This window comes from Pseudomonas sp. AN3A02 (assembly GCF_011765255.1).
GTDB lineage: Bacteria > Pseudomonadota > Gammaproteobacteria > Pseudomonadales > Pseudomonadaceae > Aquipseudomonas.
On sequence record NZ_JAARNI010000011.1, the window covers coordinates 153,721 to 178,284 of the forward strand.

Below are 24,564 nucleotides of genomic sequence, written 5' to 3' on the forward strand. Positions count from 1 at the left end.
ATAAAGATGCACCCTGTGGCAGGCGGGTTCAAGGCCAACGTCCAAACAGACGTTGGCCTTGCAGGCATTACATCAACCGCGGTGACGACCGCGGAAGTAGTTGATCAACCCTTGGGTGGACGCGTCGTCCGCCGGCTGCTCTTCAGTGCCGGTCAGGCGGTTGTAGACGCCTTTGCCCAGCTCCTTGCCCAACTCCACGCCCCATTGGTCGAAGGCGTTGATGCCCCAGATGACGCTTTGCACGAACACTTTGTGTTCATACATGGCCACCAGCGCGCCGAGGCGGCGAGGGCTGATGCGTTCAACCACAATGGTGTTGCTCGGACGGTTGCCCGGGATCACCTTGTGCGGTGCCAGCTTCTGCACTTCGGCCTCGTCCATCCCTTTGTCGCGCAGCTCGGCTTCAGCTTCGCTGCGGGTCTTGCCGAGCATCAGTGCCTGGCTCTGGGACAGGCAGTTGGCGTACAGCCACTGATGGTGGTCGGAGACCGGGTTGAAGCTGACGATCGGCACGATGAAGTCGGCCGGAATCAGCTGGGTGCCTTGGTGCAGCAGCTGGTGGTAAGCATGCTGACCGTTGCAGCCTACGCCGCCCCAGATAACCGGGCCGGTGTCGGTGGAAACCGGAGTACCGTCCTGGCGCACGCTCTTGCCGTTGGATTCCATATCCAGCTGTTGCAAGTGCTTGGTGATGTTACGCAGGTAGTGGTCGTACGGCAGGATCGCGTGGCTCTGCGCGCCCCAGAAGTTGCCGTACCACACGCCCAACAGGCCCAGTAGTACGGGCATGTTCGCTTCGAACGGCGCGGTTTGGAAGTGCTGGTCCATGGTGTAGGCACCGGACAGCAGTTCCTTGAAGTTGGACATGCCGATGGCCAGCGCGATCGGCAGGCCGATGGCCGACCACAACGAGTAACGACCGCCAACCCAGTCCCACATCGGGAAGATGTTTTCTTCGCGAATACCGAAGGCCACGGCGGCGGCGTTGTTGCTCGAAACGGCGATGAAGTGGCGATACAGCTCGGCTTCCGAGCCACCCTGGGCCAGGTACCAGGCACGTGCGGCCTGGGCGTTTTTCAGGGTTTCGAGGGTGTTGAAGGATTTCGACGAGACGATGAACAGCGTGGTCTCGGCGCGCAGCTTCATGGTCAGCTCGTGGAACTCGCTGCCGTCGATGTTCGCCAGGTAATGGCAGCGCACGCCTTTGTGGGCGTAGGACAACAGCGCTTCAGACACCAGCTCCGGACCGAGGAACGAGCCACCGATGCCGATGTTCACCACGTCGGTGATCGGCTTTTCGGTGTAGCCACGCCACAGGCCGTCGTGGATGCGGCCGACCAGGTCAGTGATCTGGTTCAGCACCTTGTGCACGTCCGGCATGATGTTCACGCCGTTGACCGACAGCTTGTCGCCGACCGGGCGACGCAGCGCGGTGTGCAGCGCCGGGCGACCTTCGGAAGAGTTGACCGGCTCGCCGTTGAACAGCGACTTGATCGCGCCCTGAAGGTCGACTTCCTTGGCCAGGCCTACCAGCAGGTCGCGGGTTTCGCTGGTGATCAGGTTTTTCGAGTAATCGAGGAAAAGTCCGCAGCTGCTCAAAGTGAACTGGGTAAAGCGCTGGGGATCGGCATTAAAGGCTTCGCGCATGCTGAAATCCTGCATGGCTTGGCGATGTTGATTGAGCGCTTGCCAGGCGGGCAGAGCGGTAACGTCATGAGGGGTGCGGTAGTACGCCATCGCTGCGGGTTTCCTTTTTATTGCTGGGACTGCTGGTAGGACACTTTAAAGCCGGGAATGTGCTGTCTTTGTGAAGATGACAGGCTCCGGTCGACGCCAACGAATAGCGTAGGGCGAATACATTAAACCTAGCGTGTCGATCTGTCTTGGCTTTGTCTGCGCTGTGGCCGGTACTTTTTTATACCGGCCGATCAGGCAGTGCAACAGGCGGGGTGTGCGGCGGGGTCAGTTCAGCTGCAAATGCAGGTTGTCGATCAGCCGGGTGGCGCCCAGGTAGGCGGCGACCAGAATCACCAGATCCTTGTCTTCAGCAGTGGCCGGACGCAGGTGCAGGCCCTGGCGGACCTCCAGGTAATCCATGCGAAAGCCCGCGGCTTCAATCTGCTGGACCTGTGCCGCGCGCAGTTGGGCGAAATCACGGTCGCCCGCTTCAATGGCGGCGGCAATCTGGCTGAGGCTGCGGTACAGCACCGGTGCGATCGCGCGCTGCTCTTCGGTGAGGTAACCGTTGCGCGACGACAGCGCGAGGCCATCGTCGGCGCGAACGGTCGGCTCGCCGATAATCTGGATCGGCATGTTCAGGTCATGGACCATGGCGCGAATGACTGCCAGTTGCTGGTAGTCCTTCTGGCCAAAGATCGCCAGGTCTGGCTGGACCATGTTGAACAGCTTGCTGACCACCGTGGCCACACCTTCAAAATGCCCGGGACGGCTGGCGCCGCACAGTCCTTCGGACAGTTGTGGCACGCTGACGCGCGTCTGGCCGGCCATGCCGTCGGGGTACATCTCGTCGACGGTCGGGGCGAACAGCAGGTTGCAACCGGCTTGCAGCAGCTTCTCCTGGTCGGCGGCCAAGGTGCGCGGGTACTTGTCCAGGTCTTCGCCGGCGCCGAATTGCAGCGGGTTGACGAAAATGCTCGCGACCACGAAGTCCGCTTGTTGCGCAGCCTTGGTCACCAGCGTGGCATGGCCGCTGTGCAGGTTGCCCATGGTGGGCACAAAGCCGATGCGTTTGCCTGCGCTGCGGGCATGGGCGACGGCGGCGCGCAGTTCGCGCACGGTCTTGACGGTGTTCATGCAGAGAATCCGTGTTCAGCGCCGGGGAAGGTAACGGCTTTGACTTCGCTGACGTAGGCGGCGAGGGCCGATTGAATGCTGTCCTGGCCAGCCATGAAGTTCTTCACGAACTTGGGTACGCGACCGGTCAGGGACAGGCCCAGCATGTCGTGCAGCACCAATACCTGGCCGTCGGTGCCGGAACCTGCGCCGATACCAATCACCGGGATTTTGACGGCCTGGGTGATTTCCGCTGCCAACTCGCTTGGCACGCATTCCAGCAAAATCATGCACGCACCGGCCTGCTCCAGGGCGATGGCATCGGCCCGCATCTGACGCGCCTGGGCTTCGCCGCGGCCTTGCACCTTGTAGCCGCCGAGGATATTCACCGACTGGGGCGTGAGGCCCATGTGCGCGCAAACCGGCACACCACGTTCAGCCAGCAGGCGAATCGACTCCGCAAGCCAGGCGGCACCTTCAACCTTGACCATGTGTGCACCGGCACGCATCAGTTGAGCGCTGTTGGTCAGGGTCTGTTCGATGGTGGCGTCTGCCATGAAGGGCAGGTCGGCGACGATGAAGGCGCCCTCGTTGCCACGTTTGACGCAGGCTGTGTGGTAAGCGATTTCGTCGTTGGTGACCGGCAGGGTGCTGTCATGCCCTTGTAGAACCATGCCCAGGGAGTCCCCCACCAACAACACTTCAACTCCTGCCTGGCAGCTGGCCTGGGCAAAAGTGGCGTCGTAGCAGGTCAGCATGGTGATCTTTTCACCTTTGAGTTTGAGGCTCTGCAAGGTGCTCAGGGTAACGTTTGGCATGAAAAGGGTCCTCATTCAGGCGCTTGGAAACAGCGAGTAACGCGCGTGAGTCTTCGTTTATACAGGCGCACTTTCTTAAGGATCAGTGCTTATAAGGCCTGGATTGCGCCCTTTAGCGCCGGGTAGGCGGCAGCGGGACGCCTATAGTCGTGAGGAGGACTCTGGAAGTCAATTGGATGTGTTACCGCATTGTTACGCGAGGGGTGTTACCGCTGTTACTGATGCGATTCAGCAGTAAATAATGTAGGAGCGAGCTTGCCCGCGAAGGTCGTTAACGATGACGCGGGAAGCCTGACACCCAGCGGTGTTCTCAGGTTTTTCGCGAGCAAGCTCGCTTCTACAGGTTTGAAGGCAGGCGTTCCAGGCCGGCAAACGGGCAGGCGTCCAACAGGTCGCTGAGCAGGCGGCCATCGGCGAGTTGCAGGCTGGCAGGGGCCAGTTCTGCCAATGGGTAAAGCACGAATGCACGCAGATGCATTTGATAGTGCGGCACCTTCAGGCGCGGCTCGTCGATAAGCCGGTCGCCAAAGATCAGGATATCCAGGTCCAGGGTGCGCGGGCCCCAGCGCTCGAGGCGCTCGCGGCCCTGGTCATTCTCGATGGCTTGCAGGGCATCAAGCATTTCCAGAGGCGCAAGTGCGCTGTCCAGGGCCGCGACCGCGTTGGTGTAGCGCGGTTGGCCCGGGAGCAGGGAATCACTTTGATAGAAGGCGGAGACGCCCGCCAGCGTGGTGTTCGGCAACTGCGCCAAGGCCTCGATGGCATGGCGCAATTGTTGTTCAGGGGCCGCCAGGTTGCTGCCCATGCCGATGTAGATACGTTCCACGGGCTTACTCGCCAGACGCGCTCGAGGCGTCGCCAGCGCTTCGTTTGCGCTTGCTGCCACTGCTGCGGCGACGTTTTTTCGGGCCATCGCCGGTGGCTTCGCCTTTGCTGCTGAGTTCTTTGATCATCTCGCGGCGCTGGCTGTCGTTGGCGTCCTGGTAGTCGGTCCACCATTCACCCAGGCCGTCGGTCTGCTCGCCGGCGCTTTCACGCAGCAGCAGGAAGTCGTAGCCGGCACGGAAGCGCGGGTTGTCCAGCAACAGGTCGGCACGTTTACCGCTGCGGCGTGGCAGGCGCTCCTGCATGTCCCAGATCTCGCGGATCGGCATGGTGAAGCGTTTCGGGATGGCGATGCGTTGGCATTGTTCGGCGATCAGCTCATGAGCCGCTTCCTGCATGGCCGGAATTGCAGGCATGCCGCGATCCTGCAAGCGCATCACGCGCTTCGGCAGCGCAGGCCACAACAGGGCGGCAAACAGGAACGCCGGAGTGACCGGTTTGTTCTGCTTGATGCGCAGGTCGGTGTTGATCAAGGCTTCGCTGATCAGCGTGTGGGTGTAGGTCGGGTTGTACTCCAGTGCCTCGGCGCTGGCCGGGAACAATGGGTCGAACAGCTGCAGGTCTACGAGCATTTCGAACGTGTCGGCGGCATAGCCGGAGAGGAACAGCTTGAGCACCTCTTCGAACAGCCTGGCCGAGGGGATTTCCCGCAACATCGGCGCCAGGTCGCGAATCGGCGCGGCCGTGTGCTTCTCGATGCCGAAGTTCAGCTTGGCCGCGAAACGTACGGCCCGCAGCATCCGCACCGGGTCTTCCTGGTAGCGTTGCGTCGGGTCGCCGATCAGGCGCAGCAGGTTGTTGCGAATGTCGTGCACGCCGTTGGCGTAATCGAGGATGCGCTCGCTGACGGGGTCGTAATACAAGGCATTGATGGTGAAGTCGCGGCGTTGCGCGTCTTCTTCCAGGGTGCCGTAGACATTGTCCCGCAGGATGCGCCCGCTTTCATTGCGGGAAGACTGGTTAGTGTCTTCTTCTTCATCGTTTTGCGGGTGGTTGGCGCGGAAGGTCGCGACCTCGATGATCTCGCGACCAAAGTGGATATGCACCAACTTGAAGCGCCGCCCAATGATCCGCGCATTGCGGAATTCGGCACGCACTTGTTCCGGCGTGGCACTGGTGGCGACGTCGAAATCCTTGGGAGTGATGTTGAGCAACATGTCGCGCACGCAACCGCCAACCAGGTAAGCCTGGTAGCCGGCGTTCTGCAGGCGTTCGACGATGTTCACCGCATAACGGCTGAACTGGGCACGCTGCAACGAATGCTGGTTGCTATTAAGCACTTCAGGCGTGCTGCGGATGTGTTGCGTACGACGCAAGGGAGAACGGAATGACTGGAACAACTTCTTCAGCATGGGATGCACTGTTTGAAGGAATGTTCGGCCATAACGAAGAATGACCGCATGATGGGCGGGGATTCTAGCATTTAGTCAGGGGATGGTGTAGGAACTAGCTGCAAGGCTTGAGCCAGAAGCTTAAAAGAAGGGTGGCAGGTGCCAAATCGCGGAAACTACAAGGGGAGCCGAAGCTCCCCCAGAAGTAGTTGCGTGCTCTATTTTTATTATTGGTTTCGGGCTTCTTGTTTTTGTTGATCGCCCTCGCCATGAAGCTTCACCTTCATGACACTCCCAATCGGGAGCCAAGAGCAAACGGATTGCTTTGGTCGCTGTGTTGCTGATCTACGATCCAACCAGTTCAGGCTCTGCCTTAGGGCAGTTTTTGTTGTTCTCGGCCTGGTTGCGGGGCAAGCCCCAAATGCAACGCCTCTCCAAAAGAATCAGTTAGCTGCGCCTCCGCCGTGTTGTTTTTGTTATGCGTGAGTCGATTCGTCTTATTTTTATTGTCTTGTACATTTGCTTGTTATTGTTTTTGTACTAAGCATATAGCAGGGTGCGTGCCAACTTTTGCGAGGCCCAGCAAAATAAGGGGGTCGGAGCGCTTTCGGGTTTTTTGAGGGCGAAAAAAAGCCGGGGCTTCGTTACCGTAAGCCCCGGCTTTTGTTACGTGAAAAATCAGCGGTAACAGTTTTTTCACATCTGAGGGTGTTACCTGTGGGGGCGCCCCCACTCAGCTTTCGCTGGCAACCCCGGTTTTGCGCCGTGGGATACCCAGGCGCTGGCGCCGTTCCCACAGGCATTTACGGCTGACGCCCAGTTTGCGCGCCAGTTCGGTCTCGGTCATATGGTCCTGATGCTCGAGGACGAAGTGCTGGAAGTAATCCTCCAGTGACAAATCTTCCGTCGGCTCGTGGCTGCTGTTACTGCCACCCTGCTGCGGCGGAAGGCCGATGAAGTCGTCGTCATCCAGGTCGCTGAGCTCGATATCGATCCCTAGCAGCTCGGCGGAAATCTCCGGGCTCTCCGACAGGATCACCGCGCGTTCTACCGCGTTCTCCAACTCCCGCACGTTACCCGGCCAGGAGTAGTGTCGGATTGCCTGCTCGGCATCGGCAGCAAACTTCAGGTCGGTACGGTTGATCCGCGCACTCTGGCGGGCCAGGAAGGCCGTGGCGATTTCGTTGACGTCGGCGCCACGCTCACGCAGGGCCGGCAGTTTGAGCGCGATCACGTGCAGGCGGTAATAAAGGTCTTCACGGAACTGGCCGATCTTGGCCAGGCTTTTCAGGTCTCGGTGCGTGGCTGCGATCAGTCGTACATCGACCTTCTGCGACTGTACCGAGCCGACGCGGCGGATTTCACCTTCCTGGAGTACCCGCAGCAAGCGTGCCTGGGCTTCCAGTGGCAGTTCGCCAATCTCGTCGAGGAACAGCGTGCCGCCATCGGCGGCTTCAACCAGACCTGCACGGCCAGCGCTGGCGCCGGTAAAGGCACCTTTCTCATGGCCGAACAATTCGGATTCGATCAGAGATTCGGGGATCGCCGCGCAGTTCACCGAAATCATCGGTGCCTTGGCGCGCTTGGATAGGTTGTGCAGGGCGCGGGCCACCAGTTCTTTACCGGTGCCGGATTCGCCCTGGATCAATACATTGGAGTCTGTTGGCGCCACTTTGCGGATCTTGCTGTACAGGTCCTGCATCGGTGGGCAAGAGCCGATAATGCCGATTTCGCCATTGCTGTTATCCACCCCGGGCTTTTCGGCGCCGTTGACGGCCTTGCCCGCTGCCGGGCGTTCAGCCGGTGTGCTGCTGGCGGATTGACGGTCACGCAGGATGCGCGCCACGGCCTGGAGCATTTCGTCGTGGTCGAAAGGCTTGGCGATGTAGTCCACCGCGCCCATCTTCATCGAGTCCACTGCCGAGCGCAGGCTGGCGTAGCTGGTCATGATCAGCACCGGAGTGCCTTGGCCGAGTTTGATCAACTCGGTGCCAGGGGCGCCCGGCAAACGTAGGTCACTGACGATCAGGTCGAACGTGGGAATGCTGAAACGCTCTTGGGCTTCCTGCACCGAGCCGGCTTCGCTGACCTGGTACTGATTACGTTCAAGCAGGCGACGCAAGGCAGAGCGGATAATGGTTTCGTCTTCGACGATCAAAATGTGCGGCATTGATTCAACTCTCTCGACGGTCTCAGTTCACAGCGGACGTCGCTTCGACATGACGCGGCAAGGTCACCCGAATACGGGTGCCGCGTTGGCTTTCGGTGTCAGCCGGGCTGTCGATGGTGATTTGTCCATAATGCTCTTCAACGATGGAATAGACCAGTGCAAGGCCCAGACCGGTACCTTCACCCGGATCCTTGGTGGTGAAGAAGGGTTCGAACAATCGATCCATGATGTTCTGTGGAATGCCGCTGCCCTCGTCCTCTACGATCAGGTCGACCGTGTGCTCGAAAGCCTCGCTCTTGACCCGTACCGCGCTGCCGGCCGGCGACGCGTCGCGGGCGTTGGACAGCAGGTTGATCAGCACTTGGGCCAGGCGTTGTGAGTCACCGTCGACCCAATGTTCCGGGTCGCACAGGTTAAAGAACTGTACTTCGAAATTGCGCCGGTTCAAGGCCAGCAGCCCAATGGCATCCTGGGCGACTTCGGCCAGGCACACCGCTTCGTCGTGATTCTGATGGGCACCCGCGTGGGCAAAGCTCATCAGCGACTGCACGATGCGCGAGACACGCTTGGTCTGCTCGAGAATCTGCCCGCTGATTTCGATGATTTCGCCGTCTTCCTCGCGCTCTTCCCGCAGGTTTTGCGCCAGGCAGGCGATACCGGTGATCGGATTGCCGATTTCATGAGCCACACCCGCCGCCAGACGACCGATGCTGGCCAGGCGCTCGGAGTGCACCAGTTTGTCTTCGAGCATCTGGGTGTCGGTCAGGTCTTCCACCAGCAGCACCAGGCCGCTGTTACCGGGTGCCAGAGGCTCGTCGATGGCGGCCTTGTGCAGGTTGAGCCAGCGGGTCTGGCCGTCCAGCGCCAGGTGTTGTTTGTGCAAGTGTTCGTCGGGCAGGTTGATGAAGCCCTGGAGCAGTTCTTTCCATGGGTCGCCAATGGTGTTCAGGCGCGAACCCACCACGCGCTGGGCGGCGATCCCGGTGAGTTCTTCCATGGCCTTGTTCCACATCAGGATCTCTTGATCCTTGGCCAGGGAGCAGACGCCCATCGGCAACTCCTGCAGTGTCTGGCGGTGATAGCGGCGCAGCGCGTCGAGTTCGGCGGCCAGGCCGGTGAGGCGCGAGTGGTAATCCTCCAGCCGGCTCTCGATGAAGTGGATGTCTTCGGTCACGTAGTTTTCGCCGCCGGCCTTGTAGGGCAGGAAGGTCTCAACCATGTCCTGGGACACACTCGGGCCCATCAAGCCGGAAAGGTTGGCCTCGATACGGTCACGCAGGCGACGCAAGGCGTAAGGCCGGCGTTCGTCGAATGGCAGGTAAAGGTCGCGCAGGGCCTGCTCGACTTCCTTTTGCGCAGCCTTGGCGCCCAGCGGCTTGGCCAGTTGCGTGGCGAACTCCTGGGGCGAGGCAGCGTGCAGTTCGCGGCGTTGCGGGCGGCGTACGTTGTCCACGGCGCAGGCTTCGGCGGCGCTGGTTTCTTCCGGGCTGGCGTTGGTGAACAGCGAGATCAGCGTGAACATCAGCACGTTGGCCGCCAGCGAAGCAATCGCCGCCATGTGCCAACTGGTGTCATCCAGCACGTAGATCATGTTCAGCAGCGGGATGTAGAAACCCTGCAGATTGCCCACCAAGGGCAGCAGCATGGTGACGGTCCACACCAGGATCCCGGCCAGCAGCCCGGCGATAAACCCACGGCGGTTAGCGGTCGGCCAGTACAGCACCGACAACACACCCGGCAGGAACTGCAGCGTTGCGACAAAGGCCACGATGCCCAGGTTGGCCAGGTCCTGCTCGGCACCCAGCATCAGGTAGAAGCCATAGCCAGCCATGATGATTGCGACGATCAGGGCGCGGCGGGTCCATTTCAGCCAGCGATAGATATTGCCTTCGGCTGGCGGCTGGTAGAGCGGCAGTACCAGGTGATTGAGCGCCATCCCCGACAGGGCCAGGGTACTGACGATGATCAGGCCGCTGGAGGCCGATAATCCGCCGACATAGGCCAGCATGGCCAGTGACTTGCTGTTGGCGGCAATGCCGATGCCCAGCGTGAAGTATTCCGGATTGGTGGTGGCGCCAAGCTTCAGGCCCGCCCAGAGAATCAGCGGCACCGCCAGGCTCATCAGCAGCAGGAACAGCGGCAAGCCCCAGCTGGCGCTGACCAGTGAACGCGGGTTGAGGTTTTCGGTGAAGGTCATGTGGTACATGTGCGGCATCACGATGGCCGAGGCGAAGAACACCAGCAGCAGCGTGCGCCATGGGCCTTCCTGCAACGGCGTGTGCAGCGCGGCCAGGGCGGTCTGGTTTTGCAGCAGCCACAGTTCCAGTTGTTGCGGGCCGTCGAATACACCGTAGAGCGCATACAGGCCAACGCCGCCAATGGCGATCAGCTTGATCACCGACTCAAATGCGATCGCGAACACCAGGCCTTCATGCTTCTCACGGGTAGCGATATGCCGTGAGCCGAAGAAGATTGTGAACAGGGTGATCAGCGCACAGAAGCTCAATGCAACGCGGTGCTGCACCGGCTCGCGGGTGAGGATGCTGATGGAGTCGGCCACCGCCTGGATCTGCAACGCCAGCAACGGCAGCACGCCGATCAGCATGAAGATCGTGGTCAGCGCACCGGCCCAGGTACTGCGAAAGCGGAACGCAAACAGGTCGGCGAGTGACGACAGCTGATAGGTGCGGGTGATTTTCAGGATCGGATACAACAGCACCGGCGCCAGCAAGAATGCCCCGGACACCCCGAGATAACTCGAAAGAAAGCCATAACCGTACTGATAGGCCAGGCCCACCGTGCCGTAAAACGCCCAGGCGCTGGCGTACACGCCCAGGGACAAGGTGTAGGTCAACGGATGGCGAATGATCGCCCGCGGAATCATTCCACGTTCACTGATCCAGGCTACCCCGAACAGCGCGGCCAGGTAGGCGGCGCTGATCAGCAGCATCTCGGTCAGGCTAAAGCTCATCGGCATCTTTTTGGCTCTGCAGGATGAAAGTCACGACGATCAGAATCAGCCAAAGCAGATAGGGCCGGTACCAGGCGCCTGTGGCGTCGATCCACCAATCCATGATGGCGGGAGAAAACAGGTAGATCCCGACGACCAACAGCAGGACCAATCGATAGATGTACATGTTGGCCCTTGATTGAAATTGCGGAAATATAACGATTTTTTGTATGAGCGATGGTAACGGATGGCTCGCAAGCTGCAAGCGCCTTCAGCGCAATTGCGCTTCGGCCAGTGTGAGTGTGCGCGGGATCTGTGTGGCATCCCAGTGCGCAATGCCCCAATCCAGCAGTTCCCGTGGGCTGGCGTGGTTCAGTTCGTCGCCCGCTGGCTGGCCCAGGGCACGCAGTGCTCTTAACAGCAAAGGCGTGGCCTGGTCGGTGGCCAAGGGCGGTGAACGATAGGATTTGCCCAGCTTGTTACCGTCCGGCTGGATGATCAGGGGCACATGCAGGTAGCGCGGTTGGCGCAGGCCCAGCAGTTCTTGCAGATACAGCTGGCGCGGCGTGGAGTCGAGCAGGTCGGCGCCACGCACGATGTCGGTCACACCTTGCCAGGCGTCATCGAGGACCACCGCCAGTTGGTAGGCATACAGGCCATCGCGACGGCGGATGATGAAATCGCCTACGTCGCGACCCAGATGCTGTCGGAATTCGCCTTGTACACGGTCGGTAAAGTGGTACTCCAGCTCCGGCACCCGCAGACGTATGGCGGCATCTTGCTGGTCATGCCCGGCATTGCGGCACAGGCCGGGATAAATACCGTTGTAGGGTTCCAGTTGCTTGCGCGAACAGGTACAGGCGTAGGCCAGCCCGTGGTTGAACAAGCGGTTGAGCACTTCGGCATACGCATCGTGCCGCTCGCTTTGTCGGACCAATTCCCCGTCCCATTCGAAGCCGTAGCTTTCAAGGGCATTGAGGATTGCGGCCTGGGCGCCGGGTTCTTCCCGTGGCGGATCGAGGTCTTCCATGCGCATCAGCCAGCGGCCTTGATTGGCGCGGGCGTCGAGGTAGGAGGCGAGGGCAGCGACCAGGGAGCCGAAGTGCAGGTGTCCGCTGGGCGTGGGGGCGAAACGCCCGATATAGGAGGAGGCTGTCATGGGCCGGATATTACTGGAAAACCAGCAAACGCCAGAAACAAAAATGGAGCGTTCGCACGCCCCATTTGTACAGCTCGGCGGTGATTACTTGCCGACCTGTTTTTCCTTGATTTCAGCCAAGGTCTTGCAGTCCACGCACAAGTCGGCGGTAGGACGCGCTTCCAGGCGGCGAATACCAATCTCGACGCCGCAGGACTCGCACCAGCCATACTCTTCGTCTTCGATGAGTTGCAGGGTTTTGTCGATTTTCTTGATCAGCTTGCGCTCGCGATCACGGGCGCGCAGTTCAAGGGCGAACTCTTCTTCCTGGCTGGCACGGTCTGCCGGGTCCGGGAAGTTGGCCGCTTCGTCCTTCATATGGTCAACGGTACGGTCAACCTCTTGCATCAAGTCCTGTTTCCACTGCTTCAGGATCTTGGAGAAGTGTTCGCGCATGGGCTTGCCCATGTATTCCTCACCCTTCGATTCGACGTAGGGTTGGAAGCCGCTGATGCTCTGTTGCTTTGCTTGGGTGGGCATGAATGGACCGCCTCTCACTCTTCTAATCCATTGCGCAGGATTGCAACATCACCGACACCTGCCGGCCCTGCGGCTGCAAGCGGGCGAACTTACCAGATAGATTCAGGGTGCGCCACTCCCGGTTGTCGAGGCACCTTCTCTTGAGGGTTGAAAACCGCCGCAGGCCCCAGCGGGGCGGGCTTGTACGGTCTCGAATGTTGATTTTAGCTGTTTTGCAGGTAGTTGCTCGCCGTGCGTGCTACATGGCTTCGGGCAATAGAGCAGGTTTTGTGCGGCGGGTTGGGTAGAATCGGAGTTTGTCCTCACAGTTAAGGAAGGCTAATGGCTCAGCCCTACAGTGCGCGCAGTCGCGCTATCGAACCTTTCCATGTCATGGCGTTGCTGGCGCGGGCCAATGAATTGCAGGCCGCCGGTCACGACGTGATTCACCTGGAAATCGGCGAGCCGGACTTCACCACCGCCGAGCCCATCATCAAGGCCGGGCAGGCGGCGCTGGCCAATGGCAAGACCCGCTATACCGCGGCCCGCGGGCTGCCGGAGTTGCGTGAGGCTATCAGCGGTTTCTACCAGCAGCGCTACGGGCTGGATATCGACCCTGAGCGAATTTTGATCACCCCGGGTGGCTCAGGTGCCCTGCTGCTGGCGAGCAGTTTGCTGGTGGATCCCGGCAAGCACTGGCTGCTGGCAGACCCCGGTTACCCGTGCAACCGCCACTTCCTGCGCCTGGTGGAAGGCGCGGCGCAATTGGTCCCGGTCGGCCCCGACGTGCGTTATCAACTGACCGCCGACCTGGTGGCTCGTCACTGGGATCAGGACAGCGTGGGCGCGTTGGTCGCTTCGCCTGCCAACCCTACCGGCACCATCCTGACGCGCGAAGAGTTGGCCGGACTGTCGAACGCCATCAAGGCGCGCAATGGGCATTTGGTGGTGGATGAGATCTATCATGGCCTGACCTACGGCACCGATGCCGCCAGCGTGCTGGAAGTCGACGATGAAGCCTTCGTTCTAAATAGTTTTTCGAAGTATTTCGGAATGACCGGCTGGCGGCTGGGCTGGCTGGTGGCGCCGCCGGCGGCCGTGGGTGAGTTGGAGAAGTTGGCGCAGAATCTCTACATCAGCGCACCGAGCATGGCCCAGCATGCGGCCCTGGCTTGCTTTACCCCGGAAACCTTGAACATTCTTGAAGACCGTCGGGCCGAGTTTGGTCGTCGTCGCGATTTCCTGCTGCCAGCCCTGCGGGAGCTTGGCTTCGGCATCGCCGTTGAACCGGAAGGCGCGTTCTACTTGTATGCCGATATCAGCGCATTCGGCGGTGATGCCTTCGCTTTCTGCCGGCACTTCCTTGAAACCGAGCATGTAGCCTTCACCCCGGGCCTGGATTTCGGTCGCTATCAAGCCGGTCACCATGTGCGTTTTGCCTACACACAAAACCTTGATCGCCTACAGGAAGCCGTCGAACGGATTGCCCGTGGCTTGCGGAGTTGGCAAGGCTGATGCGCTTTAATCCTCCCCTCGAAGAAGGCCGGCTGATCCGCCGCTACAAGCGTTTTCTCGCCGATATCGAAACCGTTACCGGCGAGTTCCTGACCATTCACTGCCCGAACACCGGCTCGATGTTCAACTGCATGGTGGAAGGTGGCCAAGTCTGGTTCAGCCGCTCCAGTGACCCCAAGCGCAAGCTGCCCGGCACTTGGGAAATCAGCGAAACCCCTCAAGGGCGCCTGGCGTGTGTGAATACCGCGCGGGCCAATCAGTTGGTGGAAGAGGCGCTGCGGGCCGGGGTTATCACCGAGCTCAACGGTTTTACGGCGCTGAAGCGCGAAGTGGCCTACGGTCAGGAAAACAGCCGGATCGATTTCCGTCTGGATTACCCAACGGGCCCTGCGTATGTCGAAGTCAAAAGTGTCACTCTCGGGTTTGATGAGACTTCGACAGCGGCGTTTCCCGATGCCGTCACCCAGCGCGGGGCCAAGCATTTGCGGGAACTGGCGCATCTGGCGCGTGAGGGTGTGCGGGCGGTGCAGTTGTATTGCGTCAACCTCTCGGGGATTGATGCGGTGCGTCCTGCCGAAGAAATTGATGCCGCTTATGCGGCTGCATTGCGTGAGGCCAAGGCGGCGGGCGTCGAGGTGCTGGCCTATGGCGTGCGGGTGACGTCAGAGGAAATCTGTGTCGACCGTCGCCTGGAAGTATTGCTCGGCGATTAGAGTTGCACCCATAGGCCCTGCTCGTCCTCACGGCCGGGCAGGGCTGTCAGGCTCTGGCCGGCGCAAGGCCCGGCGACGCACTCACCGCTCTCGATCAGGAACAGCGCGCCGTGGGTGGCGCACTGGATCAGGCTCGCGCTCTGGTCCAAAAACTGGTGCGGCTGCCATTCCAGCGGCACCCCGCGATGTGGGCAACGGTTGATATAGAAGTAGGCAATGCCTTCGCGGCGCACGGCAAACAGCTTGCGGCCGTCGATATCGAAACCGCGGCTGGCGTTGGGTGCGAGTTCGCTGGAGGCGCAGAGAAACTTCATATCGGTCCTTAAGTGCCGCCGTTTGCGGGCTGCAAGGCTATCCTGATTTGGCCGAAGAGCCCGGCGCTTGACGTGCAAATGCAAACAATTATCAAATGCCGGCTTCGCCCGTTAGCTGACTGGGCGCTCTGTACGATGTCGGGCAGCCTTGATCTGTCACATTGCGAGTGTTTCAGCGGGCTCACCCCTTGGAAGGAAACCCTTTTATGCGCCTGAGTGCCAGTGCTATCGCGCTCGTTGTCGGACTGCTGGTCAACGCTGGGGCCCAGGCCTCTGAACTGCCACAACGTTGGGTCAGCGCCGGTGGTGCGTTGTCGGAATGGGTAACGGCCCTGGGCGGTGAGTCAAAGCTGGTGGGTGTGGATACCACCAGCCAGCATCCAGAATCCCTCAAGGCGTTACCGAGTATTGGATACCAGCGTCAGTTGTCGGCAGAGGGCATTCTGAGCCTGCGCCCGCAAATCCTGGTCGGCACCGAGGAAATGGGCCCGCCGCCGGTATTGGTGCAAATCCGCAATGCTGGTGTGAAAGTGGAGCTGTTTTCGGCCGAGCCGGATCTGCCGACGCTGCAGGGTAACCTTCAGCATTTGGGCAAGTTGCTGGGCAACGAAGCGAAGGCTGCGGAGCTGTTCGGCGACTATCAGCAACAACTGGATCAACAAAAGAACTGGGTGACCAAAGCCCAGGCCACGCAAAAAGCGCCTGGAGTGCTGTTGCTGCTGGGGCATGCCGGCGGCAAACCGCTGATCGCCGGTAAAGACACGGCGGCTGACTGGATGTTGCAGCAGGCCGGCGGCCATAACCTGGCAACCCACAATGGTTACAAACCGTTTTCCGTGGAGTCCCTGGCGGGTCTCAATCCTGAAGTGCTGGTGTTTGCCGATCGTGCCCTGACGGGCGATGCGGCCCGCGCCGCGCTGTTCAAGGAGAACCCGATCCTGGCTTCGACACCGGCGGCCAAAAACGGTCGCGTCTACGAATTGGACCCGACGCTGCTGGTGGGCGGGCTTGGGCCGCGCTTGCCGCAAAGCCTGGTGAAGTTGTCCGCCGGGTTCTATCCGTCCCAGGCTAAAACCGCCCCATGACCACTCTGGTTAAACCGCGAACCCTGTTTATCGGCTTGAGTCTGCTGTGTGTATTGGCGATTTGGCTGTCATTGGCCCTGGGGCCGGTCAGCTTGCCGTTGATGGACACACTCCGGGCGGCGTTGCGCTTGTTGGGTGTGCCCATCGACGCGCACGGCCTGGAGCAGGCGGAGTTGATCCTCGGGCAGATTCGCCTGCCGCGCACGTTACTCGGCTTGGCCGTCGGCGGAGTTCTGGCACTTTCCGGCGTTGCAATGCAGGGGCTGTTTCGTAATCCCTTAGCCGATCCCGGGTTGGTCGGGGTTTCCAGCGGTGCAGCATTGGGCGCGGCGATTGCGATTGTCGGTGGTTCGTTTTTTGGCGGTTTGCCGGATGCCCTCGGGCCGTATCTGCTGTCGTTGTGTGCCTTCCTCGGTGGTTTGGGGGTGACGGCGCTGGTCTATCGCCTGGGGCGGCGCAACGGACAAACCAATGTCGCGACCATGTTGCTGGCGGGTATCGCCCTGACGGCGCTCGCCAGTTCCGCGGTGGGCCTGTTCACCTACCTGGCAGATGACGCCACCTTGCGCACCCTGACGTTCTGGAACCTGGGCAGCCTGAATGGCGCCAGCTACTCGCGGTTATGGCCGCTGTTGTTGGTGAGCGCTGGCGTCGCCCTTTGGCTGCCGCGCCGGGCCAAGGCGCTGAATGCACTCCTGCTGGGTGAGTCGGAAGCCAGCCACTTGGGCATTAATGTTGAAGGCCTCAAGCGCGAGCTGGTGTTCTGCACCGCACTGGGCGTGGGCGCCGCTGTGGCGGCGGCGGGGATGATCGGCTTTGTCGGGTTGGTGGTGCCGCATCTGGTGCGCCTGCTGGCGGGGCCCGATCATCGGGTGCTGCTGCCAGCCTCGGTGTTGGCGGGGGCGAGTTTGCTGTTGTTTGCCGATCTGGTGGCGCGCCTGGCCTTGGCGCCGGCGGAATTACCTATCGGCATTGTTACCGCGTTTATCGGTGCGCCGTTTTTTCTCTACCTGTTGTTACGAGGGCGCGCCTGATGCTGCGAGTAGAAGACCTGCAGATCCGCCGTGGGCGCAAAACCGTGTTGGCGGACGTCACCCTGGACCTGCTGCCAGGCGAAGTGCTTGGCGTGTTGGGCCCCAACGGTGCGGGAAAAAGTACATTACTCGGTGCGTTATGCGGCGAGTTGCAGCCCGACCAGGGCCGTGTGTGGCTGGACCAGCGCGAGTTGAAGGACTGGGGCGGAGCGCAGCGTGCCCAGCGCTTGGCGGTGTTGCCGCAGACCTCGACCCTGGACTTTGCCTTTCGCGTCGAAGAGGTTGTGGGCATGGGGCGCTTGCCCCATCAGACCGGCCGGGTGCGTGACGATGAAATCATCAACGCCGCCTTACAGGCTGCCGACGTCGGCCACTTGAGCGGGCGCAGCTACCTGGCGTTGTCGGGCGGCGAGCGGCAGCGTGTGCACCTCGCACGAGTGCTGGCGCAGCTCTGGCCAGGTGAGGCGGGGCAGACCTTGTTGCTGGATGAGCCGACGTCGATGCTTGATCCGCTGCACCAGCACACGACCTTGCAGGCGATCCGCACCTTTGCCGACCGTGGTGCTGCGGTACTGGTGATTCTTCACGACCTGAATCTGGCGGCGCGCTACTGTGATCGCATCCTGTTGCTGGAGGATGGGCGGCCCCATGCGTTGGATACACCTGCGCAGGTGCTGCGGCCTGAGCCGCTGAAGGCGGTATTCGGGTTGGATGTGTTGGTGCAGCCGCATCCGGAGCGCGGCCATCCGTTGATCATTGCACGCTGAAATCGCCGCAGTTTTTCATAGGCAAAAAAAAGACCCGGCAAGAGCCGGGTCAAATAACCGTGATTAGCCTGATGAGGAGATAATCTGAGAGTCCGAACCAATGGTCTTTCAGTTATCGGCTGATCTCGCGACCAGTTGTGATAATCATAACGATTCTCATTTAAGAGTCAACATTTGTTTTTGCGACCTTTTCGAATTTCCTCAAACATTCGTTTGGAACCCCCGGAAACGTGGGGGCAAGTTGCCGTCTCAATTCTTTTGGCGTGCCGAAAGAGCGTCCAGCTGACGGTTTAAAGCCTCCTTGCGTTCAACGGGAATGTCATTCCAGTGCACATCCATCAGCGCGCCTTCAATGGCGTACAGCAATACCTTGGATGCCCTGAAGCCACGGGTGCGTACGGCACGGTACGCGTCTACTGCCCCCAGACGGCGTAAGTCGGACGCACTGTGGATGCCCACCGCATGCAGCCATTGCGCCGACGTCTTGCCAAGGTTTTTCAGGTGTTGCAGCTCATCATTCATCAAGCCTCCTTGCGACGGCCGAATGGTTCGGTGGGTATCGTGACCAGGCAAGCCTGAAAGGAGTGTAGCGCTCAGTAGGAAAAGCGTAGTTCTTTGGTCGGCAACGACCTAAAGCTTCTAAGGCAGGCGGGGATTTTGACGTAGGAAAGGGTGAAGCCCCCGGTACGCCTTGGGCGTAGCCGGGAGGCGATACAGCGGTTTTACCGTGTGCGGTAGCGCAAGCGCGTGCCGAAATTTACGGACATCAGAATCTCGTCAGCGCTCAGCTCAGGGGGGAAATAAGTGCCGGAAATCTGGGCATGCGCCAGGCTCGCGCCTTCCAGTGGGCAGTCGCGTAAATCCAGGCCGCGCAAGTCGGCGGAGCGGAAATAAGCGTCGGTGAAATCTACGCCCTCGGCATTCAGGTCGCGCAGGTCCAGGCCGCGAAAGTCCCCGCCGCGCATATCGATCGGGCCGTCTTTCGGACGCTCCTGGTTGAAGCCGCGGATGTCATCTTTATGCAGAAGCGCGTACAGCGGGGTATCAAGTAGCTTCGGATGGCTCACAATGGCGACTCCCGTGTTGGAATTATGACGCCATTATAGTGCCACTATTGCTCGGCCGTGAGCCCCGGAAGGCTACACGACCAAGAAATATTTCTTACAGGCCCGGCAGGCGCTGGCGGATATGGGCCACCAATGCGTCCAGGGTACCGCTTTCATTGGTTTCCACGCGTTTGCTCAGCAGTAGCTCTTCAGCGCTGAGTGGGTCGCGGGTGGCCTGCTGCTCTTCGATGATGGTCAGGGTGGCGTCGGACGGATCATTTTTGTCCGCCTGACGCTGTGCCAGCCAAGCGGCGATAACAGCCTGTGGCGCATTGCAGTCGAGGATCAGGAACGGTGCGCCGGTGGCCTCGGCGATCTTGGCCGCAGCGTCGCGTTGTTCACGCTTGAGGAAGGTCGCGTCCAGTACCACCGGGAAACCGGCGCGCAGCACGGTGTCGGCGACCTCGTTCAAGCGCGCATAGGTGGCGGCGCTGGCGTCTGCGGCGTAGATCCCGGCCTGTGGCGTGTTCTCGACCTTCTGCTCACCGAACAGGCGCTTGCGCTCTACGTCTGAACGCAGGCGAATCGCTCCCAATGCTTCTACGAGGCGCATGGATACATGGCTTTTGCCAACGGCCGATACGCCGTGGGTGATGGCCAGGAAGCGCGATGGGATGGTGCTGTAGCTTTCCGCCAGGTTGGCGTAGTTGCGGTATTGGCGCAGGGTGGTAGCACGCTGCACCGCGTCCGCCTCGGAAGGCATGCTGAACAGCGCGACCTTGGCGCGTACCAGGGCGCGGTAGGCTTTATAGAAGTTCAGCACCTCCAGGCCTTGATAGTCGCCGGTCAGCTCCAGGTACTGGCTGATGAAGCGTCGCGCCAGGCTCTTGAGGCCACGGTCTTCCAGGTCCATCGCCAGGAAGCCGGTGTCGGCATACACGTCGGTGAAGCGGAATGGCTCGTTGAACTCGATGCAGTCGAAGATCACCACGTGGCCATCAATCATCGTGGCGTTGCCCAGGTGAATATCACCGTGGCATTCGCGGGTAAAGCCGTTGAGCTTGCGCTGTTCGAACAGAGGCTTGAGGCGTTCGAAGCTGCTTTCGGCCCAGGCCTGCAAGGCGTCCAGTTGCGCCAGATCGGCCTTGTCGCTGAGGAACGGGCGGATCTGCTCGAAGTTCTGCAGCACTGGCGCCATGACGTCGTGCGGCGTGCCGGCAGAGTGGGTGGCCGGGACTTTCGGGGCGTTCAGGTGAAAGTGCGCGATCTGCCTGGCCATTTCGTCGATGTGCGCGTGGGTCAGTTCACCGTTGGCTTGCAAGGTACTGAGCAGCTGGCTCTGCGGAAACTGGCGCATTTTCAGCACATAGTCGATCACCGGGCCGTCGCCATCCAATTGTGGTGCTTCGGCGCTGCCGGTGATTGGCAACACTTCAAGATACAAATCATCGGTCAGGCGCTGGTTGAGGCGCAGCTCTTCATTGCAGAAGTGGCCGCGGGCTTCCAGGGTGGTGAAATCGAGAAAGCCGAAATTCACCGGCTTCTTCATCTTGTAGGCGTAGTCACCCGTGAGCAGGACCCAGGAAATATGGGTCTCGATGACTTGGAACTGATCCACCGGATGGGGAAACAGGGCCGGGTTTTGCAGGGCAGCAATCAGGGACTGGCTCACGGGCGATCCTTCAGAGTCTGGGAAAATTCATGGCGGGCATTATGGCGGCTACGGACGGTCATGCAAACCGCTGTCCGGCTCATGTTGGTCATCAATAAAGTGCGTATAATCCGCCGCCATGACTCGTACCCGATCTCCCCGTTCCCGTAAAAAACCTCCTTCCCGCGGCCTGCGCCCTTGGCTGGGCTGGGCGCTTAAGCTCGGCCTGGTAGGGCTTGTAGTGATCGCCGGCTTCGCGGTTTACCTCGATGCTGTGGTCCAGGAGAAGTTCTCCGGCAAGCGCTGGACCATTCCGGCCAAGGTATACGCGCGCCCGCTGGAACTGTTCACCGGCCAGAAGCTGAGCAAGGATGACTTCCTTACCGAACTCGATGCCTTGGGCTATCGCCGCGAACCCGTGAGCAATGGCCCCGGTGCCGCTGCCGTCTCCGGTAACACCGTCGACTTGAACACCCGCGGCTTCCAGTTCTATGAAGGCCTGGAAAAACCCCAGCCGGTGCGCGTGCGTTTCTCTGGCGACTATGTAGCCGAACTGTCCTCGCTCAACGGTTCGAAGTTGCCGGTGGTGCGCCTGGAACCCTTAATGATCGGTGGGATTTATCCGAAAAACCTGGAAGACCGCATCCTGATCAAGATCGATCAGGTGCCGCCTTACCTGCTGGATACCCTGATTGCCGTAGAAGACCGGGATTTCTACAGCCACTGGGGCGTGTCACCCAAGTCCATCGCTCGCGCCGTGTGGGTCAATACCTCCGGCGGCAAGATGACCCAAGGCGGTAGTACGCTGACGCAACAATTGGTCAAGAACTTCTACCTGACCAACGAACGCAGCCTGACCCGTAAGCTGACCGAAGCCATGATGGCGATGCTGCTGGAGCTGCATTACAGCAAGCAGGAAATTCTTGAGGCCTACCTCAATGAAGTGTTCGTCGGGCAGGACGGCCAGCGTGCGGTGCACGGTTTCGGTCTGGCCAGCCAATTCTTCTTCGGCCAGCCGCTGTCCGAGTTGAAACTGCATCAAGTGGCGCTGTTGGTGGGCATGGTCAAGGGGCCGTCCTACTACAACCCACGCCGCAACCCGGAGCGGGCGCTGGAGCGCCGTAACCTGGTGCTCGACGTACTTGAACAGCAAGGCGTCGCCACGCCTGAACAAGTCGCTGCCGCGAAGAAAATGCCACTGGGTGTGACCACCCGCGGCAAGCTTGCCGACAGCTCATTCCCGGGCTTCATCGACCTGGTCAAACGCCAGTTGCGTGAAGACTACCGCGACGAAGACTTGACCGAGGAAGGCCTGCGGATCTTCACCAGTTTCGATCCGATCCTGCAGATGAAGGCTGAAGCTTCGGTCAATGACACCTTCAAACGCCTGGCAGGCCGTAAAGGCTCCGACGACGTCGAGGCCGCGATGGTGGTAACCAACCCGGAAACCGGTGAGGTCCAGGCTATGATCGGCAGTCGCCAGGCCAGCTTTGCCGGCTTCAACCGCGCGCTGGACGCGGTGCGTCCGATTGGCTCGCTGGTCAAGCCGGCGGTATATCTGACTGCGTTGGAAAAACCGAGCAAGTACACGCTGACCAGTTGGCTGTCCGATGACCCGTTGTCGGTCAAAGGAGCCGATGGCCAGATGTGGACGCCGCATAACTTTGATCGTCGTTCCCACGGTACGATTTTCCTGTACCAGGGCTTGGCGCATTCCTACAACATCTCGACCTCCCGTCTTGGCCTTGAGCTGGGCGTGCCGAATGTTCTCAAGACACTCGGTCGGCTGGGCATCACTCGCGAGTTCCCGGCGTTCCCGTCGATGCTGTTGGGTGCGGGTGCGATGAGCCCGATGGAAGTGGCGACCATGTACCAGACCCTGGCCAACGGTGGTTTCAATACACCGATGCGCGGGATCCGTAGTGTGTTGACGGCTGAAGGCGAACCGCTCAAGCGTTATCCGTTCCAGATTCAGCAGCGCTTTGACCCGGCCTCGATCTACCTGATCCAGAACGCCATGCAGCGCGTTATGCGTGAAGGTACGGGGCGCTCGGCCTACAGCGTGTTGCCAGCCAACCTGACGCTGGCCGGCAAGAGCGGTACCAGTAACGATTCGCGGGACAGCTGGTTCGCAGGTTTCAGCCAGGACCTGCTGGCGGTGGTCTGGCTGGGGCGCGACGACAACGGCAAGACGCCGTTTACCGGTGCCACCGGCGCGTTGCAGGTGTGGACCAGTTTCATGAAGAAGGCCGATCCACTGCCGCTGAACATGCCGCAGCCGGACAATATCGTTCAGGCCTGGATCGATCCGCATACCGGACAGGGTTCCGATGCCAACTGTCCGGGCGCGGTGCAGATGCCGTATATTCGCGGCAGCGAACCGCCACCCGGTGCAGCGTGCGGTGCCAGTGCACCCGCGAGCGCTGAATCGGTGATGGATTGGGTCAAGGGCTGGATGAATTAAGCAAAGAGGGTTTCATGTGAACAAGTTGTTGATTCCAGCTATTACAGTTTTGGCATTGCTCGGTGGTTGCGCCAGCGTGGAGCGGGGTTCTATCCCGGTGGTGGATTCCAGTACAACGGTGTCCAACAACGACCGGATCTCGGCCAATGGCGGCTTCCGTCAAACCGTCACCAACCGCCCAGCCCAGGCTAAGGCGCAAGCCGTGCCTCAGGATTCGGGCGTAGTGGTGATGATCCCGGGCGCTGGCGCAGCCACCTCGGCACCGATCAGTACTCAGCCGTGGACTCCAGGCCCGAGCACCTCGGGCCCGGCTGACTCTGCGCCGATTCAAACGGCGCCAATCAACCAGGGCACCTACAACATGCCGTCGACGCCAAGCGGGATTCCGTCCGCCAGCAGCGCCGGTGGCTTGTCGGCCGATGAGCAGCTGGACGGCCCGGTGCTGGCGTTGCTGACTACTGCCCAACAGCAGCAGTCTGGTGGCGACTTGAACGGCGCATCGTCGAGCCTCGAACGCGCCCAGCGCGTAGCGCCTCGCGAGCCACAAGTGCTTTACCGCCTGGCTCAGGTGCGCATGGCCCAAGGCGATGCCCCGCAAGCAGAACAATTTGCCCGCCGTGGCCTGACCCTGGCCAATGGCCGTCCTGATCTGCAGGCCAGCCTGTGGGGCTTGATCGGTGATGCCCGTGAGAAGCAGGGCGATGCCGCCGGCGCTGCCCAGGCTCGGCAAAAAGCCAAGGTAAGCCTCTGATGGATGCACGCTTTCCGGCGATTGCCGAACAGTTGTTGTTGATCGAGCGCGAACTGCGCTTGCAGGGCTGGTGGGACGAAGTGTCCCCCAGTGCTGAAGCCTTGAGCAGTGTTGAACCCTTTTCCGTCGACACCCTGGACTTCCACCAGTGGCTGCAATGGATTTTCCTGACACGGATGAAGCAGATCCTTGAGCAGGACCTGCCATTGCCCAATGCGTCGGGGATTCTGGAAATGGCCGAGATGGTTTACGCCGATCGCCCGCTCGAGAGCCTTGGCCTACGGACTGCGCTGAAAAAGTTCGATCAACTGATCGTCGACGCTCGTTAATTGCCTGGCTGCCGGTTTTTCCGGCAGTCTTGCGCATATTTCTACCGCTTTGCGCCATTCAGGCGAGTTTTATCCCTCCTCAAGCCGCTTTCTTCTACGTTCTCATGCGCTTAGTTGGAAAAAAGCGCAATTATTGCTTGACTTGGAGAGGCTGAAACAGAAGAATCCAAAGTCCGCTGTAGAGGGACTGCCAGAAGCAGACCCACTCAGCAGATCATGAGGCGCACACCCGCGCCGACCTGTTACACCCGCAACGCGTTACCTCGCGCTGGGTGGGAAAATCCCGCAACA

22 protein-coding genes are annotated in these 24,564 nt (G+C 60.5%); 8 read left to right on the forward strand and 14 right to left on the reverse strand.

The window, feature by feature from the left end:
• Nucleotides 1-72 precede the first annotated feature (72 nt).
• The 10 genes from pgi to dksA form a co-directional block, all read right to left on the reverse strand.
• Nucleotides 73-1,737 (reverse strand): glucose-6-phosphate isomerase, encoded by a 1,665-nt coding sequence (gene pgi / locus HBJ59_RS27410; RefSeq protein WP_076013744.1) that lies wholly within the window; start codon nt 1,735-1,737, stop codon nt 73-75.
• A 225-nt stretch (nt 1,738-1,962) separates the two neighbouring features.
• Nucleotides 1,963-2,814: a pantoate--beta-alanine ligase gene (gene panC / locus HBJ59_RS27415; protein WP_167665369.1), complete on the reverse strand. Its 852-nt coding sequence runs from the start codon at nt 2,812-2,814 to the stop codon at nt 1,963-1,965.
• Nucleotides 2,811-3,611: a 3-methyl-2-oxobutanoate hydroxymethyltransferase gene (gene panB / locus HBJ59_RS27420; protein WP_167665370.1), complete on the reverse strand. Its 801-nt coding sequence runs from the start codon at nt 3,609-3,611 to the stop codon at nt 2,811-2,813. Before panB ends, panC begins: the two co-directional genes overlap by 4 nt.
• A gap of 337 nt (nt 3,612-3,948) precedes the next feature.
• A complete protein-coding gene (gene folK, locus HBJ59_RS27425) occupies nt 3,949-4,437 on the reverse strand; it encodes a 2-amino-4-hydroxy-6-hydroxymethyldihydropteridine diphosphokinase (protein ID WP_167665371.1) in 489 nt (162 codons plus the stop codon).
• A gap of 4 nt (nt 4,438-4,441) precedes the next feature.
• Complete coding sequence (locus HBJ59_RS27430) at nt 4,442-5,848, reverse strand: polynucleotide adenylyltransferase PcnB (protein WP_017478579.1); 1,407 nt, start codon at nt 5,846-5,848, stop codon at nt 4,442-4,444.
• Between the two features lie 712 nt (nt 5,849-6,560).
• The gene (locus HBJ59_RS27435) at nt 6,561-7,997 is read right to left on the reverse strand and encodes a sigma-54 dependent transcriptional regulator (protein WP_167665372.1); all 1,437 of its coding nucleotides are present in this window, start codon (nt 7,995-7,997) and stop codon (nt 6,561-6,563) included.
• 22 nt (nt 7,998-8,019) lie between these two features.
• Complete coding sequence (locus tag HBJ59_RS27440; protein WP_167665373.1) at nt 8,020-10,974, reverse strand: sensor histidine kinase; 2,955 nt, start codon at nt 10,972-10,974, stop codon at nt 8,020-8,022.
• Complete coding sequence (locus HBJ59_RS27445) at nt 10,958-11,134, reverse strand: hypothetical protein (protein ID WP_003176118.1); 177 nt, start codon at nt 11,132-11,134, stop codon at nt 10,958-10,960. Before HBJ59_RS27445 ends, HBJ59_RS27440 begins: the two co-directional genes overlap by 17 nt.
• An 84-nt stretch (nt 11,135-11,218) precedes the next feature.
• Nucleotides 11,219-12,106, reverse strand: coding sequence for a tRNA glutamyl-Q(34) synthetase GluQRS (gene gluQRS / locus HBJ59_RS27450; RefSeq protein WP_167665374.1), 888 nt, complete (start codon nt 12,104-12,106; stop codon nt 11,219-11,221).
• Nucleotides 12,107-12,190: 84 nt separating this feature from the next.
• A complete protein-coding gene (dksA, locus tag HBJ59_RS27455; RefSeq protein ID WP_010174401.1) occupies nt 12,191-12,625 on the reverse strand; it encodes an RNA polymerase-binding protein DksA in 435 nt (144 codons plus the stop codon).
• Nucleotides 12,626-12,946: 321 nt separating this feature from the next.
• Here dksA and HBJ59_RS27460 point away from each other — a divergent pair, with 321 nt between their 5' ends.
• Together HBJ59_RS27460 and sfsA are read left to right on the forward strand one after the other, a co-directional pair.
• Nucleotides 12,947-14,119, forward strand: coding sequence for a pyridoxal phosphate-dependent aminotransferase (locus HBJ59_RS27460; protein WP_167665375.1), 1,173 nt, complete (start codon nt 12,947-12,949; stop codon nt 14,117-14,119).
• Nucleotides 14,119-14,832 (forward strand): DNA/RNA nuclease SfsA, encoded by a 714-nt coding sequence (sfsA, locus tag HBJ59_RS27465; protein ID WP_167665376.1) that lies wholly within the window; start codon nt 14,119-14,121, stop codon nt 14,830-14,832. The genes HBJ59_RS27460 and sfsA overlap by 1 nt, the downstream gene beginning before the upstream one ends.
• Here sfsA and HBJ59_RS27470 read toward each other — a convergent pair.
• Entirely contained in the window at nt 14,829-15,146 is a 318-nt protein-coding gene (locus HBJ59_RS27470; protein ID WP_167665377.1) for a Rieske (2Fe-2S) protein, read from the reverse strand. The genes sfsA and HBJ59_RS27470 overlap by 4 nt on opposite strands.
• A gap of 206 nt (nt 15,147-15,352) precedes the next feature.
• On the opposite strand from HBJ59_RS27470, the gene HBJ59_RS27475 reads away from it, so the two are divergent.
• Genes HBJ59_RS27475 through HBJ59_RS27485 form a run of 3 tightly spaced genes read left to right on the forward strand, consistent with a single transcriptional unit; the run spans nt 15,353 to nt 18,032 of the window.
• On the forward strand, nt 15,353-16,231 hold the full coding sequence (locus HBJ59_RS27475; protein WP_167665378.1) for a hemin ABC transporter substrate-binding protein: 879 nt from the start codon (nt 15,353-15,355) through the stop codon (nt 16,229-16,231).
• Entirely contained in the window at nt 16,228-17,265 is a 1,038-nt protein-coding gene (locus HBJ59_RS27480; protein WP_167665379.1) for an iron ABC transporter permease, read from the forward strand. Before HBJ59_RS27475 ends, HBJ59_RS27480 begins: the two co-directional genes overlap by 4 nt.
• Nucleotides 17,265-18,032, forward strand: a complete 768-nt coding sequence (locus HBJ59_RS27485; RefSeq protein ID WP_167665380.1) for a heme ABC transporter ATP-binding protein — start codon at nt 17,265-17,267, stop codon at nt 18,030-18,032. Before HBJ59_RS27480 ends, HBJ59_RS27485 begins: the two co-directional genes overlap by 1 nt.
• 249 nt (nt 18,033-18,281) lie before the next feature.
• Here HBJ59_RS27485 and HBJ59_RS27490 read toward each other — a convergent pair whose 3' ends face one another.
• From HBJ59_RS27490 to HBJ59_RS27500, 3 genes are all read right to left on the reverse strand, one after another.
• Nucleotides 18,282-18,554 (reverse strand): TfoX/Sxy family protein, encoded by a 273-nt coding sequence (locus HBJ59_RS27490; protein ID WP_010174414.1) that lies wholly within the window; start codon nt 18,552-18,554, stop codon nt 18,282-18,284.
• Nucleotides 18,555-18,754: 200 nt separating this feature from the next.
• Nucleotides 18,755-19,099, reverse strand: coding sequence for a pentapeptide repeat-containing protein (locus tag HBJ59_RS27495; RefSeq protein WP_076013731.1), 345 nt, complete (start codon nt 19,097-19,099; stop codon nt 18,755-18,757).
• A 94-nt stretch (nt 19,100-19,193) separates the two neighbouring features.
• The gene (locus HBJ59_RS27500) at nt 19,194-20,750 is read right to left on the reverse strand and encodes a bifunctional aminoglycoside phosphotransferase/ATP-binding protein (RefSeq protein WP_167665381.1); all 1,557 of its coding nucleotides are present in this window, start codon (nt 20,748-20,750) and stop codon (nt 19,194-19,196) included.
• 118 nt (nt 20,751-20,868) lie between these two features.
• Here HBJ59_RS27500 and mrcB point away from each other — a divergent pair, with 118 nt between their 5' ends.
• The 3 genes from mrcB to HBJ59_RS27515 are packed head-to-tail and all read left to right on the forward strand — an operon-like array spanning nt 20,869 to nt 24,273.
• Entirely contained in the window at nt 20,869-23,193 is a 2,325-nt protein-coding gene (gene mrcB / locus HBJ59_RS27505; protein ID WP_076013729.1) for a penicillin-binding protein 1B, read from the forward strand.
• Nucleotides 23,194-23,209: 16 nt separating this feature from the next.
• Entirely contained in the window at nt 23,210-23,944 is a 735-nt protein-coding gene (locus HBJ59_RS27510; RefSeq protein ID WP_167665382.1) for a M48 family metallopeptidase, read from the forward strand.
• Complete coding sequence (locus HBJ59_RS27515; protein ID WP_003212129.1) at nt 23,944-24,273, forward strand: YqcC family protein; 330 nt, start codon at nt 23,944-23,946, stop codon at nt 24,271-24,273. The genes HBJ59_RS27510 and HBJ59_RS27515 overlap by 1 nt, the downstream gene beginning before the upstream one ends.
• Nucleotides 24,274-24,564 lie beyond the last annotated feature (291 nt).